The sequence below is a fragment of the Bradyrhizobium sp. ISRA442 genome (assembly GCF_038085055.1).
Lineage (GTDB): Bacteria > Pseudomonadota > Alphaproteobacteria > Rhizobiales > Xanthobacteraceae > Bradyrhizobium.
This window is the reverse complement of sequence record NZ_JALGCN010000001.1, coordinates 621259-639936: the sequence shown is the minus strand read 5'-3', so window position 1 is coordinate 639936 and position 18678 is coordinate 621259. Positions and strand designations below refer to the sequence as shown.

The following is an 18678-nucleotide window of genomic DNA, read 5'->3' as shown; positions in this document are numbered from 1 at the left end:
CCGGCGCAGGCTTTTGCCACTTCAGATCGCCGTTGCTGCGATCTCAGCGCGTGAGGTCAGGACAATCCAGCCTCTTGATGCAGCTCCCCACCCCGCATCAAGCGGCGGGCGATGTCGGCCGTCTGCAGGAACGCGCGTTCGGTTGGTGAATGCGCCGCGAGATAGCGGGCAACCGCGATCAGGATGTGCCGGCCTGCGTCCACGTCGCCCCACGCGCCGAATTGCCGGGCTCCCGCCTCCAGCATCTGATATGCATGGAAGCCTGCATCTTCGCGCAGCACCGCACGCGCAAGCGCAGCGATCAGCGGCTGCGGCGAATGGCCGAGCGTGAGGTGCCGTGCCACCAAGCGTGCGGCGAGATCGACCTGTCGCTGCCGGTCGAAGGCGTCGAGCAAGGCGGCACCGATCGTCTTCGGATCCGCGGGCAGATCATTGAGCTGCTCGCCGCCGTCGCCCGGGATGCGCGCCGGCGGCACATTGAGATATCGAGCAAGGTAGAGCGCCATCGCTCCGTGCAAGACGCCGCGGACGGCCGTGACGTGAGTGTCGATGCTGGCGGTCCCGATCCGCGTCAGCATCTGGTGGACTGCGTTGGCGTAGGTGAAGACGTGGTGCGCCGTCTCCCAGTCGGCGTGCTCGTTGGCATTGCCGAAGCGCGCCACCCTCAGCGCGGCCGCGTACGCGAGGGATTGGCCAAGGTCGGCCGGAGCGCCAGCGGCGCGGATCGCCCTCTTGAGAGCGGCAACGATCCTGGCCGGATCGTCACCGAGCAGCTCTTGCGCCAGTGCAGCGTGGCCCGACCAGTCACGCGCGCCGCGTCCGGCCGCGAACAGGTCCGCCAGTTCGCTGCCTGATTCCTCGCACAACGCAACAAGGTCAACGGGCTGGCGCCAGGCCGTCGATTCCTCGGCACCACGGGCTGCCACCATCTGACCGACGACAGTCGGCAGCAGGGCCGCCGCGTGTTGCCAGCCGACGAGGTCGAGGCACTCGAAGGCCTTGTTGACGAAGTCGAGCGAGTGGCCGGTGTCGGCGAACGCGCGGTCGGTCGCGGCAGCGAACAGGGCATCAGCGAATTCAGCCGGGGAGAAGCCGGCCGCAATCGCCGTGAGCAGGGTGCGCTCGGCCGCCTCGCGATGGCGCACATTGGTCCAGCGCCGCAGCCAGCGCTTGAGCGCGGCCGGATCCGGTCGGCTGCCGAGCGGCGCGCGCTCCCGCCGCGGCGCCTCGCCGTCACAGTCCGCTGCCACGCGGCGTGCGCCCTGGAACAGAGCGAGATAGGCTTCCTCCTCCGGCAGCACAGGCAGGAGATTGGCGAGTGCCGTGAGGATCGTAAGTCCGACGCCCCAGCCGTCGCGGTTTTGCGCCACGAACAGCGCCACCTGCCGGACGATTTCGCCCTGCGGTACGCCGGCCGCGAGCTGACCATGCACCGCCTTGGCAATGACGAGGCTGAGGTCGTGGGCGAGGCCATTTGCAAGCCGCTGATGCCAGTGCGCAGCGGGATCGGCCTGAGTGGTCTTCACCCAGACGTCACCATCGCGCACCTCGATCGGGCAGATCGGCACGTCGTCCGCCCACAGATCGAAGGTGCAGCCGCTTTCGAGATCGAAGCGAGCGTGGTGCCAGTGACAGGTCAAGATGCCGTCCTCGACGCTGCCGCGCTCGAGCGGAAAGCCCATGTGCGGGCACCGATTGTCGAGGGCGAAGACGCGCCCGCGGTCGTAGATGACGAGGATCGGGCGATGGCCACCGCGCACAACGAGCCGCCCCTCGATCTTCAGCTCCTCAAGGCTGCCCGCCAGCGCAAATTCCTTGCCGGGCGCGTCCATGCATGCCTCCCATTGTCGCTTTGGGGTCGCCGCAGGTACTCCACAACATAGGCATCCTCTCGCGCAAAGGCGAGAGGATGCTGTGGTTTAGGGGCTGCGTGAAAGAAACCGCACTGGATATCCAGCGGTACGGAACAGATGTTCAGCTCGATCGCGTTCGGCAGTTTCGACACAACCGCGGCGATGATAAGCGGCAAATGCAGGGGCGAGCACTGCGTGGCTGGTCAAACCGCGCATCCATCGTCGCACCGCCAGCCGAGATCACCTGCCGATCCGACCAGCGCCAGGCCGTGCACCCATAATCATGTCCGCTTAGCCACCAGCAACGTTCTTTCTGCTTCAGCCATCCGGCAGCGCACGCTGGGCCTGACGAAGAAGCACAATTTCATATCGCCGCATGACGACGGAAAGCGCAGATCCAGCGCCAATAAACAATCCCAGCGACGCCAGGCTCAGCGCTTCAGAAATCTTGTAGATTTCGGTTCCGACTGCGTGGGCACCGAAGCCGAAGAGACACGCCCAGCAGATGCCCCCGGTGACGTTGAAGATGAAAAGGCGGCCCGCCGGCATGCCATTTGCGCCGGCAAGCAAAGCCGCAAACATGCGCAGCACCGCGATAAAGCGACCAAAAAACACGACTGCTCTGCCATAGCGAAGGAACAGGTATCGACCGATCAGCAATCGGTTTTCATCCAGACGAATGTATCGCCCGTAGTTGCGAAGAAGCGGCATTCCGAAGCGGCGCCCGACCGTGTATCCGATCCCGTCTCCGACGATTGCGCCTGCAGCGGCCGCGGCGACCACGACAACGATATCGATCTGATTGGTGGCGGCGGCCAAAAGAGCGGCCGCAACAAGGATAGTCTCCCCGGGAAGGGGCACACCGGCGCTTTCCAGCGCTGCGGATTCGATCTGAAACTGCCCTTGCCCTCGCTCCGGATCAGACCGGGACAAGCCCGCAGCGGCGGATCGCGCCTCAACCCGAAGACCCAGCCGTTCCTCAAGCAGGTTCAGATCGCCGTGCGCAAAGCGGTCGGCAATCCCTCTCGGATCGGCGGGTCGCAATCATCAGCCGGCCGGAACGGGAAGGGCCGCGGCCGGTTCAATGCCCGTGGTCGCGGCGCGAAGGTGAAGGCCTCGCTGCCCCGGGATAGCGGTGAATGGCAAAGCGATGCCGCCGGCCGCTTCCGCCGTGTCGTCGTCAAGGCCTGGGTCGTCAAGCTCAGTCCAGAGCGCGGGCCGCGTGTCCCGAGAATGCGTGGGCTGGCAGGCAAGGCGGTTGACGCGCACTTGCGATATCTCGCACGGGGTGACCCGCGATCGCGAGAAGGGCAGGGTCCGACGCAATGCTAGTTTATCGAACGCAGCACTCGGCCATTCAGCGTCGCTCGCCGCGTCTGACTGGGCGGACATGGCAACGCCGGCAGTCGAGTGGTCGATTTTTCTGCACTCAGACCCGTGGTAATGGAACATAACTAAGCCGAGAGGCAAAGATCATATCTAACAAGATCGCAGCGGCAGGAACGTCCCATGAGCGTTTCCGAACTCACGAAGCGCGTTCGGCGCGAGCTGACGTATTTGGACTATCCGGCTCGGGAGTGGACCGTCCCGCGATTAATAGACGGCGTGCCGGTTCTGGACGTGCTGATTGTCGGCGCTGGACAGAGCGGGCTGGGGATCGCCTTCGGTCTGAGGCTGGAGCGTATAACAAATTTCAGGATCATTGATCGTCGTCGGCGCGGGTTTGAAGGACCTTGGCGCAGTTTCGCGCGGATGAAGCATTTGCGCACGCCGAAAGAGGTGACCGGCATTGATTTCGGCGTTCCGAGTCTAACGGTGCGGGCGTGGTACGAGGAAAAATTTGGGCGGCGAGCATGGGATCGCATAGACACCCTCCCTCCGGAAGTATGGCGTTTGTATCTGGATTGGTACCGGGATGTCTTGGATCTCGCGGTTGAAAACGAGGTCGAACTAATTCTGATTGAGCCGGCGGATGACATTTTCCTAGCCCATCTGCGTCGCTCCGATGGGATTGAGCGGGTGCATGCAAGAAAGATCGTTCTTGCAACGGGCTTTGAGGGGAGCGGCAGGTGGCGAGCTCCTAAGTCTCTGGTCGCTCATTTGTCCGCAGCGCTCTATGCACATTCGGCCGATGATATCGATTTTCGCAGGCTTGCGGGAAAACGCATTGGTATCCTTGGTGCCGGTGCATCGGCCTTTGACAACGCAGCTCTCGCACTTGAGGCGGGCGCCGCGCGAGTAGACCTTTGCTTCCGCCGTTCGGAGATGCCGCGAGTTAACCCACTCACCTGGATGAATTTTGCCGGTATGTTGGGCCACTTCGGGGAGCTGACGGACCTGGACCGCTGGCGATTCATGCGCCACATTCTCGAGGAGCTTCCGGTTCCGCCGACACAGGACGCCTATTGGCGATGCCGCAGGTTTGAGAATTTTAGCTGGCACCCCAACTGCGGATGGAGCGTCATTGACGAAGCATGCGGCATTGCGAGGGTCCGAAGCAGCAATCGCACTTTCGAATTCGATTTCATGATATTTGCGAGCGGAGTCGAGACGGACCTCTCGGCGCGTCCGGAGCTCGCCCTATTCTTTGAACAAATAGCCCTTTGGCACGATCGCTTTACGCCTCCATCCGGCGAAGAAAGCGAGTCACTCGCGCGCTATCCCTATTTGGGTCAAGCCTTCGAATTCACGGAGCGGCACCGCGGTGCCGCTCCGTTCCTGCGAGGACTACACAATTTCACGTTCGGAGCGATGCTGAGCCATGGTATTTCGGGAGCGGCCATCACGGGAATAAAATATGGAGTGCGGCGGCTCGTAAACGGGATCGCGCGTGATCTGTTTTGCGAGGAATCGGCCGCTTATTACCAAAATCTGCTATCATACCAAACGCCTGAACTGCGCAGCCTGGATACTGCATTTGTTTGGTTGAGCCAGCTTGGCAGTGACGCTGCCAACTTCGACAGCTTTGCCAATCAGCTGGATCAACATGAGTTTGCCACGCTCCGTGCCTTGTTGCAGCGACCAAGGCCGCAGCATGAATCTCTGACTGTAAAGTCCGCCCGCCCCGCCCGCGCGAAGCGCACCTCACGACCGAAGTGTCTCAAAAAGAAAAAGCGGAAGTGAAACAGCGACGGCGTGCTAGTGAGATGTCTACCGTTTCTTCTAGTGCTCCCGCAGGCACCGCGCGCAGGAAGGCCTATCGAGTATTTCTGGAAGAAATGCCGTTTGACTATAGGTCGATGATGGAGAATATTGCATTTCACTGCCTTGCACATAGTGATCACGGCCTGACGACCACCATCATCGGGAGGTAAGCAATGGCCTTCATCGCGTTTACGAAGGTGATCGATTTTACCACATTGACTGCGGAGCAGCGAAAACAACTCAAGAGCATTCTTGGAAACCGCGAGAAGCAGCTCAAGAAGGCAATCAAGGATGTCGAGAGCGCCCTTGCCAAGCTTGAACGAACAGGCACCAAGGCTCGAAAGCGGGCGAAGGGCAGGCGGTGATCGGACGCTGGTCAATTTACGCTAGGCATGATGTTGAGAGGAGTTGGCTAGCAGTTGCCGTGATCTGGCTCCTCTTTCATTCCTGAAACTGCGCTTAGTTCGTCGACGAGATTCCTGGCGTCTCTTAGATCGGGTGTATCCCGACCTTCTGTGAACCAAGTGTATATTGGCTTTGCGAGGGACCTGGCTTCGAAATATCTGCCTTCGTTACTCCAATGCCGCGCGAGACAGATCGAGGCACGCAACTCCCACCAGCGGGCTTGTTGTTGCCGTGCGATCGCCACGGCTCGCAGCAGTTCTGCCTCTGCCTCGTCACGTCTGCCGAGTTTTAGGTTGATGCTGCCCCGAAGACGATACAACTCGGCCTCAAAGAACCTCTCGCCTGTTGCTTCGGCCAGCTGAACGCCTTCATCCAGCAAGCGCAGTCCAACTTCAGGCTCTCCGAGCTGGGCATGGGCGAAGGCGAGATGGCCCAAATAGAGAGTGCGGCGGCACCGTTCCGAGTTTCGGTAAGTTGCCGCCAAGGCACTGCGCATCAGTTCGATCCCGACTTGAAGATCTCCTCCTTGGGCTAGTAGTGCTCCACGGAAAAAACGTGCTCTTCGTTCAATTGCCGCAAATTCATGCTCGATGCTAAGCGATATCGCCTCGTCGGCGTGAGCCAAGGCGCGCTTTGCGTCGCCCCCTATCGTGCCTAAAACGACTATGTTCCCCAGAGCCAAGGCCGTCGTAAAGCTTTGTTCTCTCGTTCGAGCAAGAGTTTCAGTCCGCTCGACGATTGTTGTAGACTGTTTAGGATAGCCAAGGACTAATAGCGTCGTCGAGAGCCACGCCAGGCTGTTCACCGCATCATCGACTCCGAAGCGGCGATAGGTCGAGATCGTGGCTGGATTGGTTGAGCATAATGCGAGGGCGCGATCGAGGTGTTCGCGTGCTTCGGCGAAGGCACCCGTGAGATGCAATGACTGTCCAATGAAGCGTGTGGCTAGGACGGCCACACCGGGATGATCATGCTCTGCGGCCAACGCGAGGCCGTGCCGGGCATCCTCCAGCGCTGAGCTATACTCCGCGCGCATAGTGTGGGCTAGATAGTTGCCCCACAGGATCGTCATCCGTTCTTCTAGGCTGGCACTTTCGCCAAGCAGCGCGCGAGCACGTGAGAAGACCCGCGACGTTTCAGCCGCGGCATCGCCCTCAGTTGCGGCGACTGCAGGACCAAGAGCCAGATAGAAATCCAGTTCCTTGCGATCGCGTTGCGGCGAGCTGAGCAGTTGCTGGGTCAGCTCCATTCCTCGCGTGAGATGTTTTACAGCCTCGGCATTGGAGGAGCGACCGAGCGCGCGCTTTCCGGCCTTGAGCCAATAGTCCGTAGCCTGCTCAAGCATGCCGGCTTCGGTGAAATGGTGCGCAAGGATTTCAGGGTCGTTCACGGCGGCGTCCTGGAATCCTCCCTCTAGGACGCGGGCTATTTGCGCATGGAGTTGCCGCCGCCGTCTCTTCAACAGGCTCTGATAAGCCGCATCCCGCACCAATGCGTGCTTGAAGCTATAAATGGCATCCGGCAGGTCACCTTGGCGGAAAATAAGCCCGGCCTCCTCGAGCTCGGTGAGGGAATGCTGCAACCGTGTTTCGTCTCGAGCGACCACAGCCCGCATCAAGGAATAAGAAAATTCGCGACCGATGGTGGCGCCAATCTGGGCGATTTCCTTCACTGAGTGCAGGCGATCGAGCCGCGCCATCAGGGAGTCGTGAAGGGTTTCCGGGATGGCAAAGGGCGGTAACGGTCCCTCGAGCTGATAGCGATCCTGATGTTCAACCAGAATGCCTGCTTCGAGGACTGCCTTGGTGAGTTCCTCTACGAAGAGCGGGTTTCCGTCAGTCTTTGTTACGATCTGCTTCATCACGTCGATCGGAAGCGCGCGGCCATTGGCCACCTGCATGGCAACACCTTTGACATCATCCGGGTTGAGCCGTCCGAGCACCAGGCTTCCGACATTTGCGAGACCGGTCCAGGGAGGCTCGAACTCTGGTCGAAAAGTAACCAGCGCAAGGATAGGCAGCTGTCGGGCTCGCTCTACGATGAGGTCGAGCAATTCGAGGGTGGTGTCGTCGGCCCACTGAACGTCTTCGATAAGCAGCAAGATGGGCTGTTTGCGGGAACGGCTCTCGAATTGATCGAGCAGTGCGGCAAGCGTGCGGCGACGCTGCTGGGCGGGGCTTAGCTCCAGTTTTGGATAACGGCCCGCGAATGGGATCGATAGCAGTTCAGCAAAAAGTGGTACCACCGTCTGAACTTGCTGCGCTCTCAATGAGAGGAGCGCCTCCAGCTTGTCAAGCCGCGTCTCGACGGGATCGTCCGCCTTAAATCCGGCGTTCCTTTCCAACTGCTCGACCACGGGATGAAGTGCGCTGTTGGCGTGGTAAGGCGAGCATTGATAACGGAATTGCACGTGTGGTTGGTACTTAGCCGCACGTTCAGCCAGAGCTGCCGCTAAGCGCGATTTCCCGATGCCCGGCTCGCCGGAGATGAGAACGATCTGGCCTTCGCCCGTGCGAGCCAAACGTTGACGTTCCAACAGGAACTCCAACTCGGAATCGCGGCCGATGAGATGGGCGAGTTCTGTCGGACGCACCGCCTCAAAGCGGCTTTCGGAAGCCGAAAGGCCCTGAACGGCCCACGCGCTCACGGGCTCGCTAATGCCTTTGAGGTGGTGGGCGCCAAGGTCGCGAAGACTAAAGATATCGCCAAGAAGACGGCGGGTGGAGTCGGCGACAACCACCGTATTCGGCTCGACCAAGGCTTGCACGCGAGCCGCGATATTAGGAGCGCCCCCAACCACGGAGTGCTCCCGAAGTTTACCCTCGCCGCCCAGGTCGCCGACTACCACCATGCCGGTAGCGATGCCGATACGCACGGCGAGTGGCTCTCCTGCGCGGGTTTCAAGCCGTGCGACAGCAGCAATGATATCCAGCGCAGCTCTCACAGTTCGTTCGGGATCGTCCTCGTGCGCAATGGGATAGCCGAAATACGCTAAGATGCCGTCTCCGCGAAAGTCGGCGAGAAAGCCGTCATAGGAGCGCGTGATACGAGCACAAGCAGCGTGATAGGCGTCGATGACGGCACCCATATCTTCCGGGTCAAGGCGTGCCGCCAGGGCGGTCGAATCGACCAAGTCACATATCATTACCGTGAGGTGGCGCCGTTCCGCGTACTGCGCAATTGCAGCATTCACGACACCGGAGGGAGGGCCGGAGGGAAGCACACTGATTGCGTTCATGAGGCGCTTCCGGTCGCCGAGTGGGATGCCAATCTTTTCGAAGTCGACTTCGGTCAATTGCGGCAACACATCGCAATCTATGGCGTTAGCGATGAACAGGGACTCATGTTGTCCCAGTCCCAGCCTTCTCAGCCAAGTCCCGATTTCCATGGCAGGACCCTGGTGTGTGCGAAAAGCTTCGGCATCTCAAAGCCAAACCTTGGTTCGGGCTTCTTCGACTTGCTCGAAGATCCATTCAGCGGGCAGTTCGACCTTACCCATCCACAATAGCATGCTGTCGGATCTGGGTATGTGAACAGCCTCGCAATTCGTCGTATCGAAATACCCGCGCAATTGCGGTAAGTGTCGTTCCGTCCGACGGCTGGCGTGAGCCGGCTGCTGCCTGGCCGCTTTGGCCTCAAGAGCCAGCACGGACTGACGTCAGCATTGCGTCGGCGTGCCGGGCGGCCGCCAAAGCAAAGCTAGAGAGGACGTGGGTGACGGAGTATCACGTTTCGATGGTCATCGCACTCAGTGCTTGTAAATGCTGCTTAGCTAATGTGACGCTTGGCGCAAAACGGCATCGGGTCAATGCGACCTGACGGGGAGAGCAGTTCTTGGCGCATGCCGGATTTCTTCCATAACAACGCATCCGCGAATGCAGCCGCATTGACCAAGATTGCACCTCGAAAGAGCGTCCGTTAGACCGCACTTGCCTCCAACTCGGTGATCCGCTGGAGTTCGAGCCGCGATTCCTGCAAGTGCTCGGCACGCGCCAGTAAAGCCGAGCCCGCGCCTTCAATGCGAGTTGCTGATCTCGCAAGGGGGATAGGTCCAGAAATCAAGCTCGCCCGGCCCGCGATACGCCCCTCGCGCCCCAAAAAGGTCGACGCGGGGATCGCCAATGCAATAGCCAAATTTGAGAAAGACAAGATTCAACCGGTCTCAATCCCGAAAGGGCTTACTCCCAAATGGGTATTGTAATTGCGCTCCAATGCCAGAGATTGCATTAGTTCCGATTCAGGGCCGCGAGATTCTTTTCACGTGTAAATCGAAGCCTTCATCTCGGGCTATTCAGTAGTGAATAGCGGGAACTGCGAAGCGCTGGTGCAAGCCACGCTCGCGGAGCAGTTTTCGCTGTGTAGAATTTCTCTCGAGCATTTCTCAGAGCAACGAAGTCAGCACCGTCGCAGCTCCTAAAGTTATTTGACAGCACTGATATATTCGTGGGGGATCTCAATGGCGACGCCGTCATCGTCGTCTATGTCGATCAACAAGCTCTATGGCGACAACATCCTCAGTGCAGCGGAGTATAGCTCGCCGCTGACCATTTCCGGTACAGCGACCGTTTCGAACACCTCCGATGCGTACGCAGTCGAGGTCATTGTCAAAAATCAGAGCGGCGCGATCGTCGACACGCTCCGGGTTTACAATCATGGATGGTTTGCGGGATCGTTTCTGCTGCCCATTCCTTGTCAAGCCAACCCCAGCAGCCGCGTGCGCCGCCGTCGTTGGCTCTGTGGGACATCGCATCACCGGGCGCTATCCTGGCGCGGTCAATCGGCATCTTGGCATCGGCTGCTGGGAGCTCGTCCGCGGCTCCATTGACGACGCTTCGCACGTCAAGTTCGTGCAGGTCATGCCCAATCAGCGCCAGGAAAGTGCTGTGGCTTTCCGCCACTTACTTTGCCAAGGCTCAGAGCCCGTCTTGAGCATGTGATGAGACAATGGCCCGTGCCACCGCTCAAGAGTTGCAAACGCCAAGCCTGCGCGAAATCTTCACTAGGCATACAATTCCAAACCAACGGCAAAGCCGAGCTCTTTATCCAAAGCGCACTTCGCGAATGGGCTTATGCCAAGCCAATCAAAACTCCCATCCAATGAATACGAGCCGAGTTAGATGTTTCATGAAAAATTCTCCGGCAATTTGCAAGAGCCCAATGCAAACGCGTTCATCCGCAGGATCATCCCCTAGGCTGTTTCCAGCTACCAGCCGTCCTCGCTATTGGCGCAGGAACCTGAGGACCTGATCGAAGAACTCAAACCGCTTCTTCTCGAACAGGACAAAGTGAGTGGCATCTGTGATGAGCACGTTCTTCTTGGTCGGCGCGTGGATGAGATCGCGCATCAGCCCTTCACGATCCTCTTGATAGGACCAGGTGTCGAAAGTGCCGCCGATGATCAATGTGGGCGCATAGATGTTGGCGGCATTCCAAAGTGGCCTGCCGGTCGCCTGATAGAACGAGTCTTCCAATACACCGTTCGGCGCTCGAAGACTTGGAGGTGATCGCGAGTTGCTGGTTGGATCGGTGGCAAGACAGGCGTTCCAGAACTCGGCAGGTAGAGCCGGATCGCGATATTCATCCTTGTTCTCGACAGGGATTTCGCCGTTCCAACGGCCGGTATTCGCGGCCTCGGAAGCAAGGCGATAAGCTCCAAGCGAGAAGTTGAATTCGCGAGGTTTGCGCTTGTTCTGCAGCGAGCTGCCGGGTCCCAGGTTCGTGTGATCGTTGAAATTGTAGAGCGGCGCGTAGAGCACGAGCTTCCGCACGTTCTCCGAGTGCAAAGACGCGTAGTAGCCCGCTATCATCGCGCCCCATGACCAGCCGATCAGGGTCACCCTCCTGATGCCGCGTTTGGTCTTTATAGCGTCGACCATGGCTTCCACGTCTCGCAAGGCGAGATAGGAGCGCGTCAGAGGTTGATTTTTTGCGGGCGGATCGTCCATCGCAGCCTCGCGAGTCGAGCCGCCATAGTTGCGATAATCTCCCATATAGACGACGTATCCCTGGTTCACCAACCAATCGGCCCAGGAGTAGTCCTGATAGGAAAGATCGAAATCGCAGATCGAAGGGCTGGTCGCCCCGTGCAGAAAAAGGATGACGTTGTCGTCCGTAAAAGTTGCGTTGCCTTCCGCCATCTTCTCGCGGAGGAAGAGTTTGATGTCGGGATCCAGCGCATCGATCTGCGTGTCGGCTTTTGCGATCTTTGCTTGCTGGGCGTCGGCCGTGGTAGCCACCGAACTGCAGGCGACGAGGATAGCGGCAGCTAGGCGAAAGGCCGCATGCGGTGAAGTCTGGCGCATGTTCCCCCTCCGACTTCGTTGTCCAAGATTACGCGGCTGGGTAGTCGTATCAACAGTCTCGACGGCAAAAAAATCCCGAAGTCCAGGGGAATAAATCGGAAACAGCCAATTGAGTGCGAAAGCAATTCGGACGCGGAACTTAGCTTAAAAGCCATGTATGGCTGCTGCATTTCCTGCCATTCTGCTATGCTGGTCAAGGAGGAGCCTGGCTGGGGCCGCGGATGCAAGGTCGGTTGGCATCATGCATCGATGCTCCCGGCTTGCACAGAAAGCAGCTCTGCGACCGAACGTGCACCGCTCGATTCCGGTCGAGAGGGATTAGTGCCGTCTGCAAACTAGACTGGTTGATGTATCTTGTGCGCCCTGACGTCCAGTCCACTAGCCGATTCATCCTTGCTTGAGCCAGATTCGGGTCGCTTCTCGTTTCGCCGACACTGGCGGGCCTGATCAGTCCTTGCGGACGAGTGTCCCCACATGTTCACCCAGCAGCGCTCGCTCTAGCAGCGCGGGCTTGAGCCCGTTGATGATCTGGAATTTCTTGACTTGGCGAGCGTTGGCGAGCAGATCGATCAGGACACGATCGAAGGGAAGCGTCGGCAGGTTGAGCGTTCTGAGTTCGGAGACCGTGATCTCGCTGATAAACTTGGCATCTGGGTTGAGCTTTGGATCGGCGTCGTAGAGGCCGTCCACGTCCTTGATCAGGGTATGTGTGGCGCAGCCGTAGCATTCTGCTAACAGGAAAGTACCGGCATCGGTCCGATGCGGCGGGATGCGCCCTAAGCGGGGTGTTTGCTCCCAAATTGAGAACGGGGGGTCTCCATTGCAGATCACGCCCGGAGCCGATCTGATGAAGAAGGGCAGCATGTGCCCGAGAATTTCGGGTGGAATGGCGACGACGCCGTATGGTGCCAGCAATGTACCAAGGAGATGCGCATTTCCGAGCGCGTCGATGATCCGGAGTTGGGCCAGCACGCCGGTCGGCAGGCCGAGATCCATGCCGATCGAAGTCACATGGCGGCTGCGCACGCCGCCACCGGTGCCGATCACGAGTTTGAAGTTTTCGAGTATTCTGGCAAGAGATTCGACTAACGGGTAAACGGTTTTCTTCCCTTGGTCGATGATGGAGCGTCCGCCAATCTTGATGACGTGGCAGAATGGCAGCATTGGCACGACTGGGGTTTCAGTGGATGACATGACCTGCTTATCGAGCAGGCTCTCGCGCATCAGCATCGATTCGACGTGACGACGCTTGTCGATCGGGATTTCCCGATTCTCAGGGACTTTGGTCATGGTGCAAACCTCCCTTCAAGCCGTAATCACGGTTCCGACTTGCTCGCCGTTGAGTGCGCGCGTGAGGTTGCCCCGCTTCAAGCCGTTAATCACCTGAACCGAGCGGCGGTTTTTGGCATTCTTCATGAGCTGGAATACGGTCCGCTCCAACACCACGTCGACAAGATCAAGCGCAATGAGTTCGTCGACCGTAATCCTTGGAATGAACTTGGCCTTCGAGTCCTTCTTCGGGTCTGCCGTGTAAAGGCCCTCTTCATCCTTGACGTAGATCATTGAGCAGGCGCCCAAGGTCTCGCTTATGAGGTAACATCCGGCGTCGGTCCGGTGCGGTGGAATGCGGCCGATCTCGGGGTTGGGCTGCCAATAGGCGTACGGGGGCATACCGACGCAAACGCAAGCTCGGCGCTCGGCGAGGTAAAGTGGCATCTGGGCGAACTGAGCTGGCTCGATGGATGGAATTCCATGCTTGGCGAGCAAATAGTGGATCATCTTTGCGTTCTGGATGCTCACGAAGAACCCGAGCACGCTCAGCACTCCGGTCGGCATGCCCAAGTCGAGCCCAACGCTGTAGGCATGGCGGGCCCGGGTGCCGGCTCCAGTGCCGATGATCATCTTGTGCTTGGAAAGGTTTTCGACGATCTCGTCTACAAGCGGAAATACGGCCTCACGACCGCGATCGATGAAGCTTTGTCCGCCAATCTTGACGACGTTCGCATCCGGCAGGATCTGGATCACCGGCTGTCGATCGAGCCGCGCCATCTCCGCTTCGTCGGTGTCGCTGCCAACCACGAGCGCAGAGGTTAGTCGATCCAAGGTTTGGTTTTCCATCTTGCGTCTCCTGTCGAGAGGGCGCGGTTTCGTGATTACCGTCCGGGTGCTGTAACGCTGGATCCGGCGAGTGGCGGCACCTGCCTCGGTGTGTCCCAGAGTTTGATGGTGCCGTCCATGGCGGCGGTCGCCACAATCTTTCCGTCATGCGAGAACGTGACGAAGTGGATGCGCCTGAGATGTCCTTTGAGCGCGGCCGTTTGCCGGCGGGTTGCGACATCCCAGAGGCGCACTGTGTTATCGAGGCCAGCCGATGCGAGCATTTTGCCGTCGGGCGAGAACGCGCAAAAACGGGCCCAGGCGGTGTGGCCTTTGAACGGCGCCAACTCCTTGCGCGTCTCAACTTCGAAGAGCTGTACATCATTACTTGCACCGGCTGATGCCAGCAGCTTGCCATCCGGGGAGAATGTCACTGAGTGGACCGGCCCAGTATGCACATCGATAGTGGCCACCTCCTTTGCCGAGGAGACATCCCAAAGCTTTATGGTACCGTCGATGCTGCCTGACGCGATCAGCCGGCTGTCGGGGGAGAATGCCAACGCCTTCACGCCGCCGGTGTGGCCCGTGAGGGTGGCGATCTCTCGATGGCTGCCGATATCCCAGAGCTTGATGGTTTCGTCGTAGCCCGCAGAAATCGCCGTCTTTCCGTCGGGCGCGTAAGCCACGGCGCGGATGATGTTCGTGTGGCCCGCGAGTGTGGCGATCTCCTTCCCAGATGGCAGCTCCCAGAGCTTGGCGGTGCGGTCGTAAGAACCTGTCATGAGGATTTTGCTGTCGGGCGAGATCGCGAGCGTAACAACTGCGCCGCTGTGGCCGGCAAGAGTCCGAAGCTCGTTGCCCGTCGCAACATCCCACAATTTAATCGTCTTATCGTGGCTTGCTGAAGCGAGCATCCGATCGTCGGGCGTAAAAGCCACAGCGGTCACGAAAGATTTGTGCCCTTTCAGCGATGCCCGTTCCTCACCCTTCGGCCCGATCTCCTCAGGTGCGGGCTCGATGCCGGACTTCAACAATTGATCAACATCCCAAATCTTGGCGAGATGATCCATCGTCGCCGTCGCGAGGGTTTTGCCATCCGGCGAGAAGGCCACTCCACGGACGCGGTCACCGACCCCGCTCCATCGCACAACGAGATCTTCGCCAGTTGCGGCGTCCCAGATCCGCAGCGAATTGTCTACGCTTCCGGCGGCCACAAGCTTGCCGTCCGGTGAAAACGCGACGCACAGAACCTCGCTTGTCGAGCCCTCAAGTATCGCCTTCTCCTTGCGCCGGGCGACATCCCAAAGCCGCACGGTCGTATCCATGCTGCCAGTGACAAGCGTGGTGTCATCGGGCGAGAATGCAATGCCGCGGACACCATGCTCGTGGCCTTCGAGCGTTGTGAGCTCCTGGCCGGTGGCGACATCCCACAGCTTGGCGGTGTAGTCGTTGCTGCCAGAGGAAAGAATCCTGCTGTCATGGCTGAATGCCAATGAGCGCACAGCGCCATTGTGTCGAAGCGTAGCGCGCTCCTTTCCAGTGGCCACGTCCCACAATTTGATCGTGTTATCGTGGCTCCCGGAGGCAATGGTTTTCCCATCAGGTGCGAAAGCAAGGGACCGGATCATGTTCGTGTGGCCCCTGAACGTGGCCAACTCGCGCCCCGAAGCCCAGTCCCAAAGCTTCACAGTGCTGTCATAGCTTCCTGTCGCCAGAGTTTTGCCGTCGGGCGAGAAACGGACTGCCTCGACCGTTGCCTCATGACCTCTGAGCGTTACGATCTCGGCGCCCGTCGTTGCATCCCAAATCCTCGCCGTCTTATCGTAGCTGCCCGTGGCGACATACCGCCCATCGGGCGAATAGTCGATCGACGCGAGAGCCAAGGTGTGGCCTTTCAGTGTGGCGCGGACCTGTGCAACGGCTGGTACGGCTGCAAGGGTCGTCGTGGCGAAAATCAGCACGAGCGCCACTGCTCTCTGAAAGCGCGGGATCGGCATTTGGGTCTTCCTCCCATATTGCTCGTTCAACCGGCAATTCCGCTGAACGCAACAACCACCGCGAAGCCGTAGTGGTTCCGGCCTCACATCGGAATGGCTGTCGTGTCGGCGCCATTGGCTTGAGGGAAGGCGGCCCCAAGCGTCTGCCTATCGAACCCCACGGTCTTGATCACCGCGTAAACCGGCGTGCCTGGCGTCAAACCAAGCGTCTCGACCGACCGCTGCGTCAGACGCGCTAGGATCGCCTGCCCGCCGCAATCGAGACGCAGATCCAGGATAGGCCCACGCTGCGGAGCGAGCTCCGCAACGACTCCGCGCAATACATTCAGCGCGCTAAGTCCTTCAGGGCGGCGCGTGCTGATCATTACGTCGCGAGCGCGGATATGCACCCGGACCTTGCTGCCAGGAATGCGCTCGTTGAGACGCGGAACCCAGAGCCTGCCTCCGCAGAGGCCCAATACGGTCAGCCCAAATTGCTCGTCGTGCTCGAGGATCTCGGCTTCGAGAACAGCCCCTGCCTCCACAAGATTGGTGAACGGGACCAGATCCAGGCGCGCCATGATATCGGAGGTCGGTCCCGTCGCTACGACGACACCATCTGTCATCACGACCATAGTGCTCGCCAGACGTGCAACTTCCGGCACCGAATGGCTGACATAGATAATGGGCACTTCGGTCTCGTCGCGCAGGCGCTCCAGATAAGGCAGGATCTCAGCCTTCCGCGCTTCGTCGAGTGAAGCGAGCGGCTCATCCATCAGCAGCAGCCGTGGCGTAGCCAGCAAGGCCCGTCCTATCGCGACTCGTTGTTTCTCGCCGCCGGAAAGCGAGCCCGGACGACGATCAAGTAAATGGTCGATCCCGAGCAGGTCGACGATCGGTGCAAGCTGGCCAATGCGTTTGCTCGCCGGCGTGAACCACCAGCCGTATAGGAGGTTCTGGCGCACGGTAAGATGTGGGAACAGCCGCCCCTCCTGGAAAACATACCCGACCCGGCGGCGATGCTTTGGCACAAACACCTTATGCTTTGTGTCGACGATAACGTCGCCGTTCAACGAGATATAGGCGCGGTCAGGGCGAATAAGGCCGCCAATAATGTTGACCAGCGACGTCTTGCCGGAGCCGGACTGGCCAAAGAGCGCGGTGATCCGCCCGTCACTGATAAAGTGGGCGTTGAGCTCGAACGAGCCGAGACGGTGCTGTACGTCGACTTGGATCATCGCTTCACTCCGATACGCCGTCCGACGAAGTAGCCGATTGCGTCCGAGATGAGCAAAGCGGACATCGATACCACAATCGCAATCACCGTGAGGCGGAACGCGGCAATGTCGCCACCCGGTACCTGTGTGAACGTGTAGATAGCCGAAGGAAGCGTCTGGGTTTCGCCCGGAATATTTGAAACGAAGGTGATGGTCGCGCCGAACTCTCCCATGGCGCGCGCGAACGAAAGAATTGTGCCAGCGATGATGCCCGGCAAAATGAGCGGCAAGGTCACCGTCACGAAGACCCAGCCGGAATTGGCGCCGAGCGTTCCGGCCGCGTCCTCGAGCCCGCGATCGATTGCGTCTATGGACAACTGCAGCGCTCGGACCAAGAGTGGGAATCCCATCACGGCGCAAGCGAGCGCTGCGCCGGTCCACCGGAAGGCAAACACTATTCCAAGGTTGTCGGCGAGGAAGGCGCCGAGCGGTCCTCGCCGGCCAAACAAGAGAAGGAGGATATAGCCTGTAACCACGGGCGGAAGAACCAGGGGCAGAAACACAATTCCGTTCAAGATCGGCTTGCCCCAGAATTGTCCCCGAGACAGCAGCATGGCTACGACAACCCCCGGCGGCAGGCTCGTCACGGTCGCCCACAAAGAAACCCGTATGCTTAGTTCGACGGCGACTTGTTCTTCGGGCGTTAGCGTGAGCATGGCTGGCCTCACTTCAGTGTCGTGAATCCTTCCTTCTCAAACTTAGTGCGCGCCTCCGGCGTCTTGAGCATATCGACGAAGGCACCCGCGGCCGGCTTCGTCGAACTGGCTGTGACCGCGATCGGATAAACGATGCGAGGGTGCGTGTTCTCCGGGAAGGTCCCCACGCGCGATACGTTTGGGTCCGACGCTGCATCGGATTCGTAGACGATGCCGAGCGGGGCTTCGCCTCGAGAGACCATGATCAGCGCGGCGCGGACGTTTTCGGCTTGGGCGATGCGGCCCTTGAGCGACTGCCAGACGCCGAGCGCCTCTAGAGCCGCCCGGCCGTACTTTCCGGCCGGGACCGCGTCCGTGTCGGCCATCGCGAGGCGTCCCTGTCCAAGAAGCGACACTAAGGGAAATCCGGGCGCGATATTCACATGGAGGTCGGTGCCTTTTGACGAAATAAGCACAAGGCGGTTGCCGACGAGATCCGAACGCGTTTCCGGCTTGATCAGCTTGCGTTCGGCGAGATAGTTCATCCAATCCTCATCGGCAGAGATGAAGAGGTCGGCTGGCGCTCCCAGCTCGATTTGCTTGGCGAGCGCTGAGCTCGCGGCGTACGAGATTGCGGCATGTTTGCCCGTGCGTTCGTGCCATTGGGTGTTGATCTCGTCGAGGGCAGTTTTCAGGCTGGCCGCGGCAAAGACGAGCACGTCCGCATGCTGGGCCTGAGCCGGTCGCGCATTGCCAGTGTAAACTAGGGCAAGTAGAGCCGCGCAAAGCAAAAGGCACGTGGCGCTTCGGATCTTCGCCCCCGAACGTAGGCACGGCTGAGAGGCGGGTTTCCGGCGCACGCGTTCAGGCATTCTGACATGGGTGTTAGGCACGGACCCTCCAGCCGGAATGCTCTCGCCTTGTGACAGCGTCCCTGAGTAACTTTCACCAAAGCCAAACGTTGCAAACGCAAGCGGCTCCCGAACCCA

The 18678-nt window shown here is 59.6% G+C and carries 13 protein-coding genes; 3 read left to right on the top strand and 10 right to left on the bottom strand.

All coding sequences use genetic code 11. The features are described 5' to 3' along the window. Nucleotides 1-56: 56 nt before the first annotated feature. Both MTR72_RS02900 and MTR72_RS02895 read right to left on the bottom strand, forming a co-directional pair. A complete protein-coding gene (locus tag MTR72_RS02900) occupies nucleotides 57-1832 on the bottom strand; it encodes a Rieske (2Fe-2S) protein (protein ID WP_341510057.1) in 1776 nt (591 codons plus the stop codon). A gap of 339 nt (nucleotides 1833-2171) precedes the next feature. Beyond that, nucleotides 2172-2897, bottom strand: coding sequence for a DedA family protein (locus MTR72_RS02895; RefSeq protein ID WP_280966240.1), 726 nt, complete (start codon nucleotides 2895-2897; stop codon nucleotides 2172-2174). Nucleotides 2898-3362: 465 nt separating this feature from the next. On the opposite strand from MTR72_RS02895, the gene MTR72_RS02890 reads away from it, so the two are divergent. Together MTR72_RS02890 and MTR72_RS02885 are read left to right on the top strand one after the other, a co-directional pair. Beyond that, on the top strand, nucleotides 3363-4976 hold the full coding sequence (locus MTR72_RS02890; RefSeq protein WP_280966239.1) for an NAD(P)-binding domain-containing protein: 1614 nt from the start codon (nucleotides 3363-3365) through the stop codon (nucleotides 4974-4976). Between the two features lie 194 nt (nucleotides 4977-5170). After that, nucleotides 5171-5362, top strand: coding sequence for a hypothetical protein (locus MTR72_RS02885; RefSeq protein WP_280966238.1), 192 nt, complete (start codon nucleotides 5171-5173; stop codon nucleotides 5360-5362). A gap of 47 nt (nucleotides 5363-5409) precedes the next feature. On the opposite strand, the gene MTR72_RS02880 is transcribed toward MTR72_RS02885, so the two are convergent. Then, the gene (locus MTR72_RS02880) at nucleotides 5410-8790 is read right to left on the bottom strand and encodes an AAA family ATPase (RefSeq protein ID WP_341510056.1); all 3381 of its coding nucleotides are present in this window, start codon (nucleotides 8788-8790) and stop codon (nucleotides 5410-5412) included. Between the two features lie 1068 nt (nucleotides 8791-9858). On the opposite strand from MTR72_RS02880, the gene MTR72_RS02875 reads away from it, so the two are divergent. Beyond that, on the top strand, nucleotides 9859-10227 hold the full coding sequence (locus MTR72_RS02875; protein WP_280966236.1) for a hypothetical protein: 369 nt from the start codon (nucleotides 9859-9861) through the stop codon (nucleotides 10225-10227). Nucleotides 10228-10621: 394 nt separating this feature from the next. Here the strand turns inward: MTR72_RS02875 and MTR72_RS02870 are convergent, their stop codons facing one another. The 7 genes from MTR72_RS02870 to modA all read right to left on the bottom strand — a co-directional run bounded on the left by MTR72_RS02870 (nucleotide 10622) and on the right by modA (nucleotide 18561). Then, nucleotides 10622-11539: an alpha/beta hydrolase gene (locus tag MTR72_RS02870; protein ID WP_341510055.1), complete on the bottom strand. Its 918-nt coding sequence runs from the start codon at nucleotides 11537-11539 to the stop codon at nucleotides 10622-10624. A 612-nt stretch (nucleotides 11540-12151) separates the two neighbouring features. Further along, nucleotides 12152-12994: an amino acid kinase family protein gene (locus MTR72_RS02865; protein ID WP_280966234.1), complete on the bottom strand. Its 843-nt coding sequence runs from the start codon at nucleotides 12992-12994 to the stop codon at nucleotides 12152-12154. 15 nt (nucleotides 12995-13009) lie between these two features. Next, nucleotides 13010-13822: an amino acid kinase family protein gene (locus tag MTR72_RS02860; protein WP_280966233.1), complete on the bottom strand. Its 813-nt coding sequence runs from the start codon at nucleotides 13820-13822 to the stop codon at nucleotides 13010-13012. 35 nt (nucleotides 13823-13857) lie between these two features. Continuing rightward, nucleotides 13858-15828, bottom strand: coding sequence for a WD40 repeat domain-containing protein (locus MTR72_RS02855; RefSeq protein ID WP_280966232.1), 1971 nt, complete (start codon nucleotides 15826-15828; stop codon nucleotides 13858-13860). Between the two features lie 53 nt (nucleotides 15829-15881). Beyond that, nucleotides 15882-17015 carry a molybdenum ABC transporter ATP-binding protein gene (gene modC / locus MTR72_RS02850; RefSeq protein WP_280966231.1) on the bottom strand — a complete coding sequence of 378 codons (1134 nt, stop codon included), beginning with the start codon at nucleotides 17013-17015 and terminating at the stop codon, nucleotides 15882-15884. Next, a complete protein-coding gene (gene modB, locus MTR72_RS02845; RefSeq protein WP_280966230.1) occupies nucleotides 17012-17710 on the bottom strand; it encodes a molybdate ABC transporter permease subunit in 699 nt (232 codons plus the stop codon). Before modB ends, modC begins: the two co-directional genes overlap by 4 nt. 8 nt (nucleotides 17711-17718) lie before the next feature. Further along, complete coding sequence (gene modA, locus MTR72_RS02840; RefSeq protein ID WP_280971093.1) at nucleotides 17719-18561, bottom strand: molybdate ABC transporter substrate-binding protein; 843 nt, start codon at nucleotides 18559-18561, stop codon at nucleotides 17719-17721. Nucleotides 18562-18678: the final 117 nt, after the last annotated feature.

What these genes read in the sequence shown, in the direction of transcription:
- MTR72_RS02865 (WP_280966234.1), bottom strand. Translation starts at nt 12,994, where the DNA reads ATGACCAAAGTCCCTGAGAATCGGGAAATCCCGATCGACAAGCGTCGT.
- MTR72_RS02870 (WP_341510055.1), bottom strand. Translation starts at nt 11,539, where the DNA reads ATGGCGGAAGGCAACGCAACTTTTACGGACGACAACGTCATCCTTTTT.
- MTR72_RS02860 (WP_280966233.1), bottom strand. Translation starts at nt 13,822, where the DNA reads ATGGAAAACCAAACCTTGGATCGACTAACCTCTGCGCTCGTGGTTGGC.
- MTR72_RS02880 (WP_341510056.1), bottom strand. Translation starts at nt 8,790, where the DNA reads ATGGAAATCGGGACTTGGCTGAGAAGGCTGGGACTGGGACAACATGAG.
- modA (WP_280971093.1), bottom strand. Translation starts at nt 18,561, where the DNA reads ATGCCTGAACGCGTGCGCCGGAAACCCGCCTCTCAGCCGTGCCTACGT.
- MTR72_RS02885 (WP_280966238.1), top strand. Translation starts at nt 5,171, where the DNA reads ATGGCCTTCATCGCGTTTACGAAGGTGATCGATTTTACCACATTGACT.
- MTR72_RS02875 (WP_280966236.1), top strand. Translation starts at nt 9,859, where the DNA reads ATGGCGACGCCGTCATCGTCGTCTATGTCGATCAACAAGCTCTATGGC.
- modC (WP_280966231.1), bottom strand. Translation starts at nt 17,015, where the DNA reads ATGATCCAAGTCGACGTACAGCACCGTCTCGGCTCGTTCGAGCTCAAC.
- MTR72_RS02890 (WP_280966239.1), top strand. Translation starts at nt 3,363, where the DNA reads ATGAGCGTTTCCGAACTCACGAAGCGCGTTCGGCGCGAGCTGACGTAT.
- MTR72_RS02900 (WP_341510057.1), bottom strand. Translation starts at nt 1,832, where the DNA reads ATGGACGCGCCCGGCAAGGAATTTGCGCTGGCGGGCAGCCTTGAGGAG.
- modB (WP_280966230.1), bottom strand. Translation starts at nt 17,710, where the DNA reads ATGCTCACGCTAACGCCCGAAGAACAAGTCGCCGTCGAACTAAGCATA.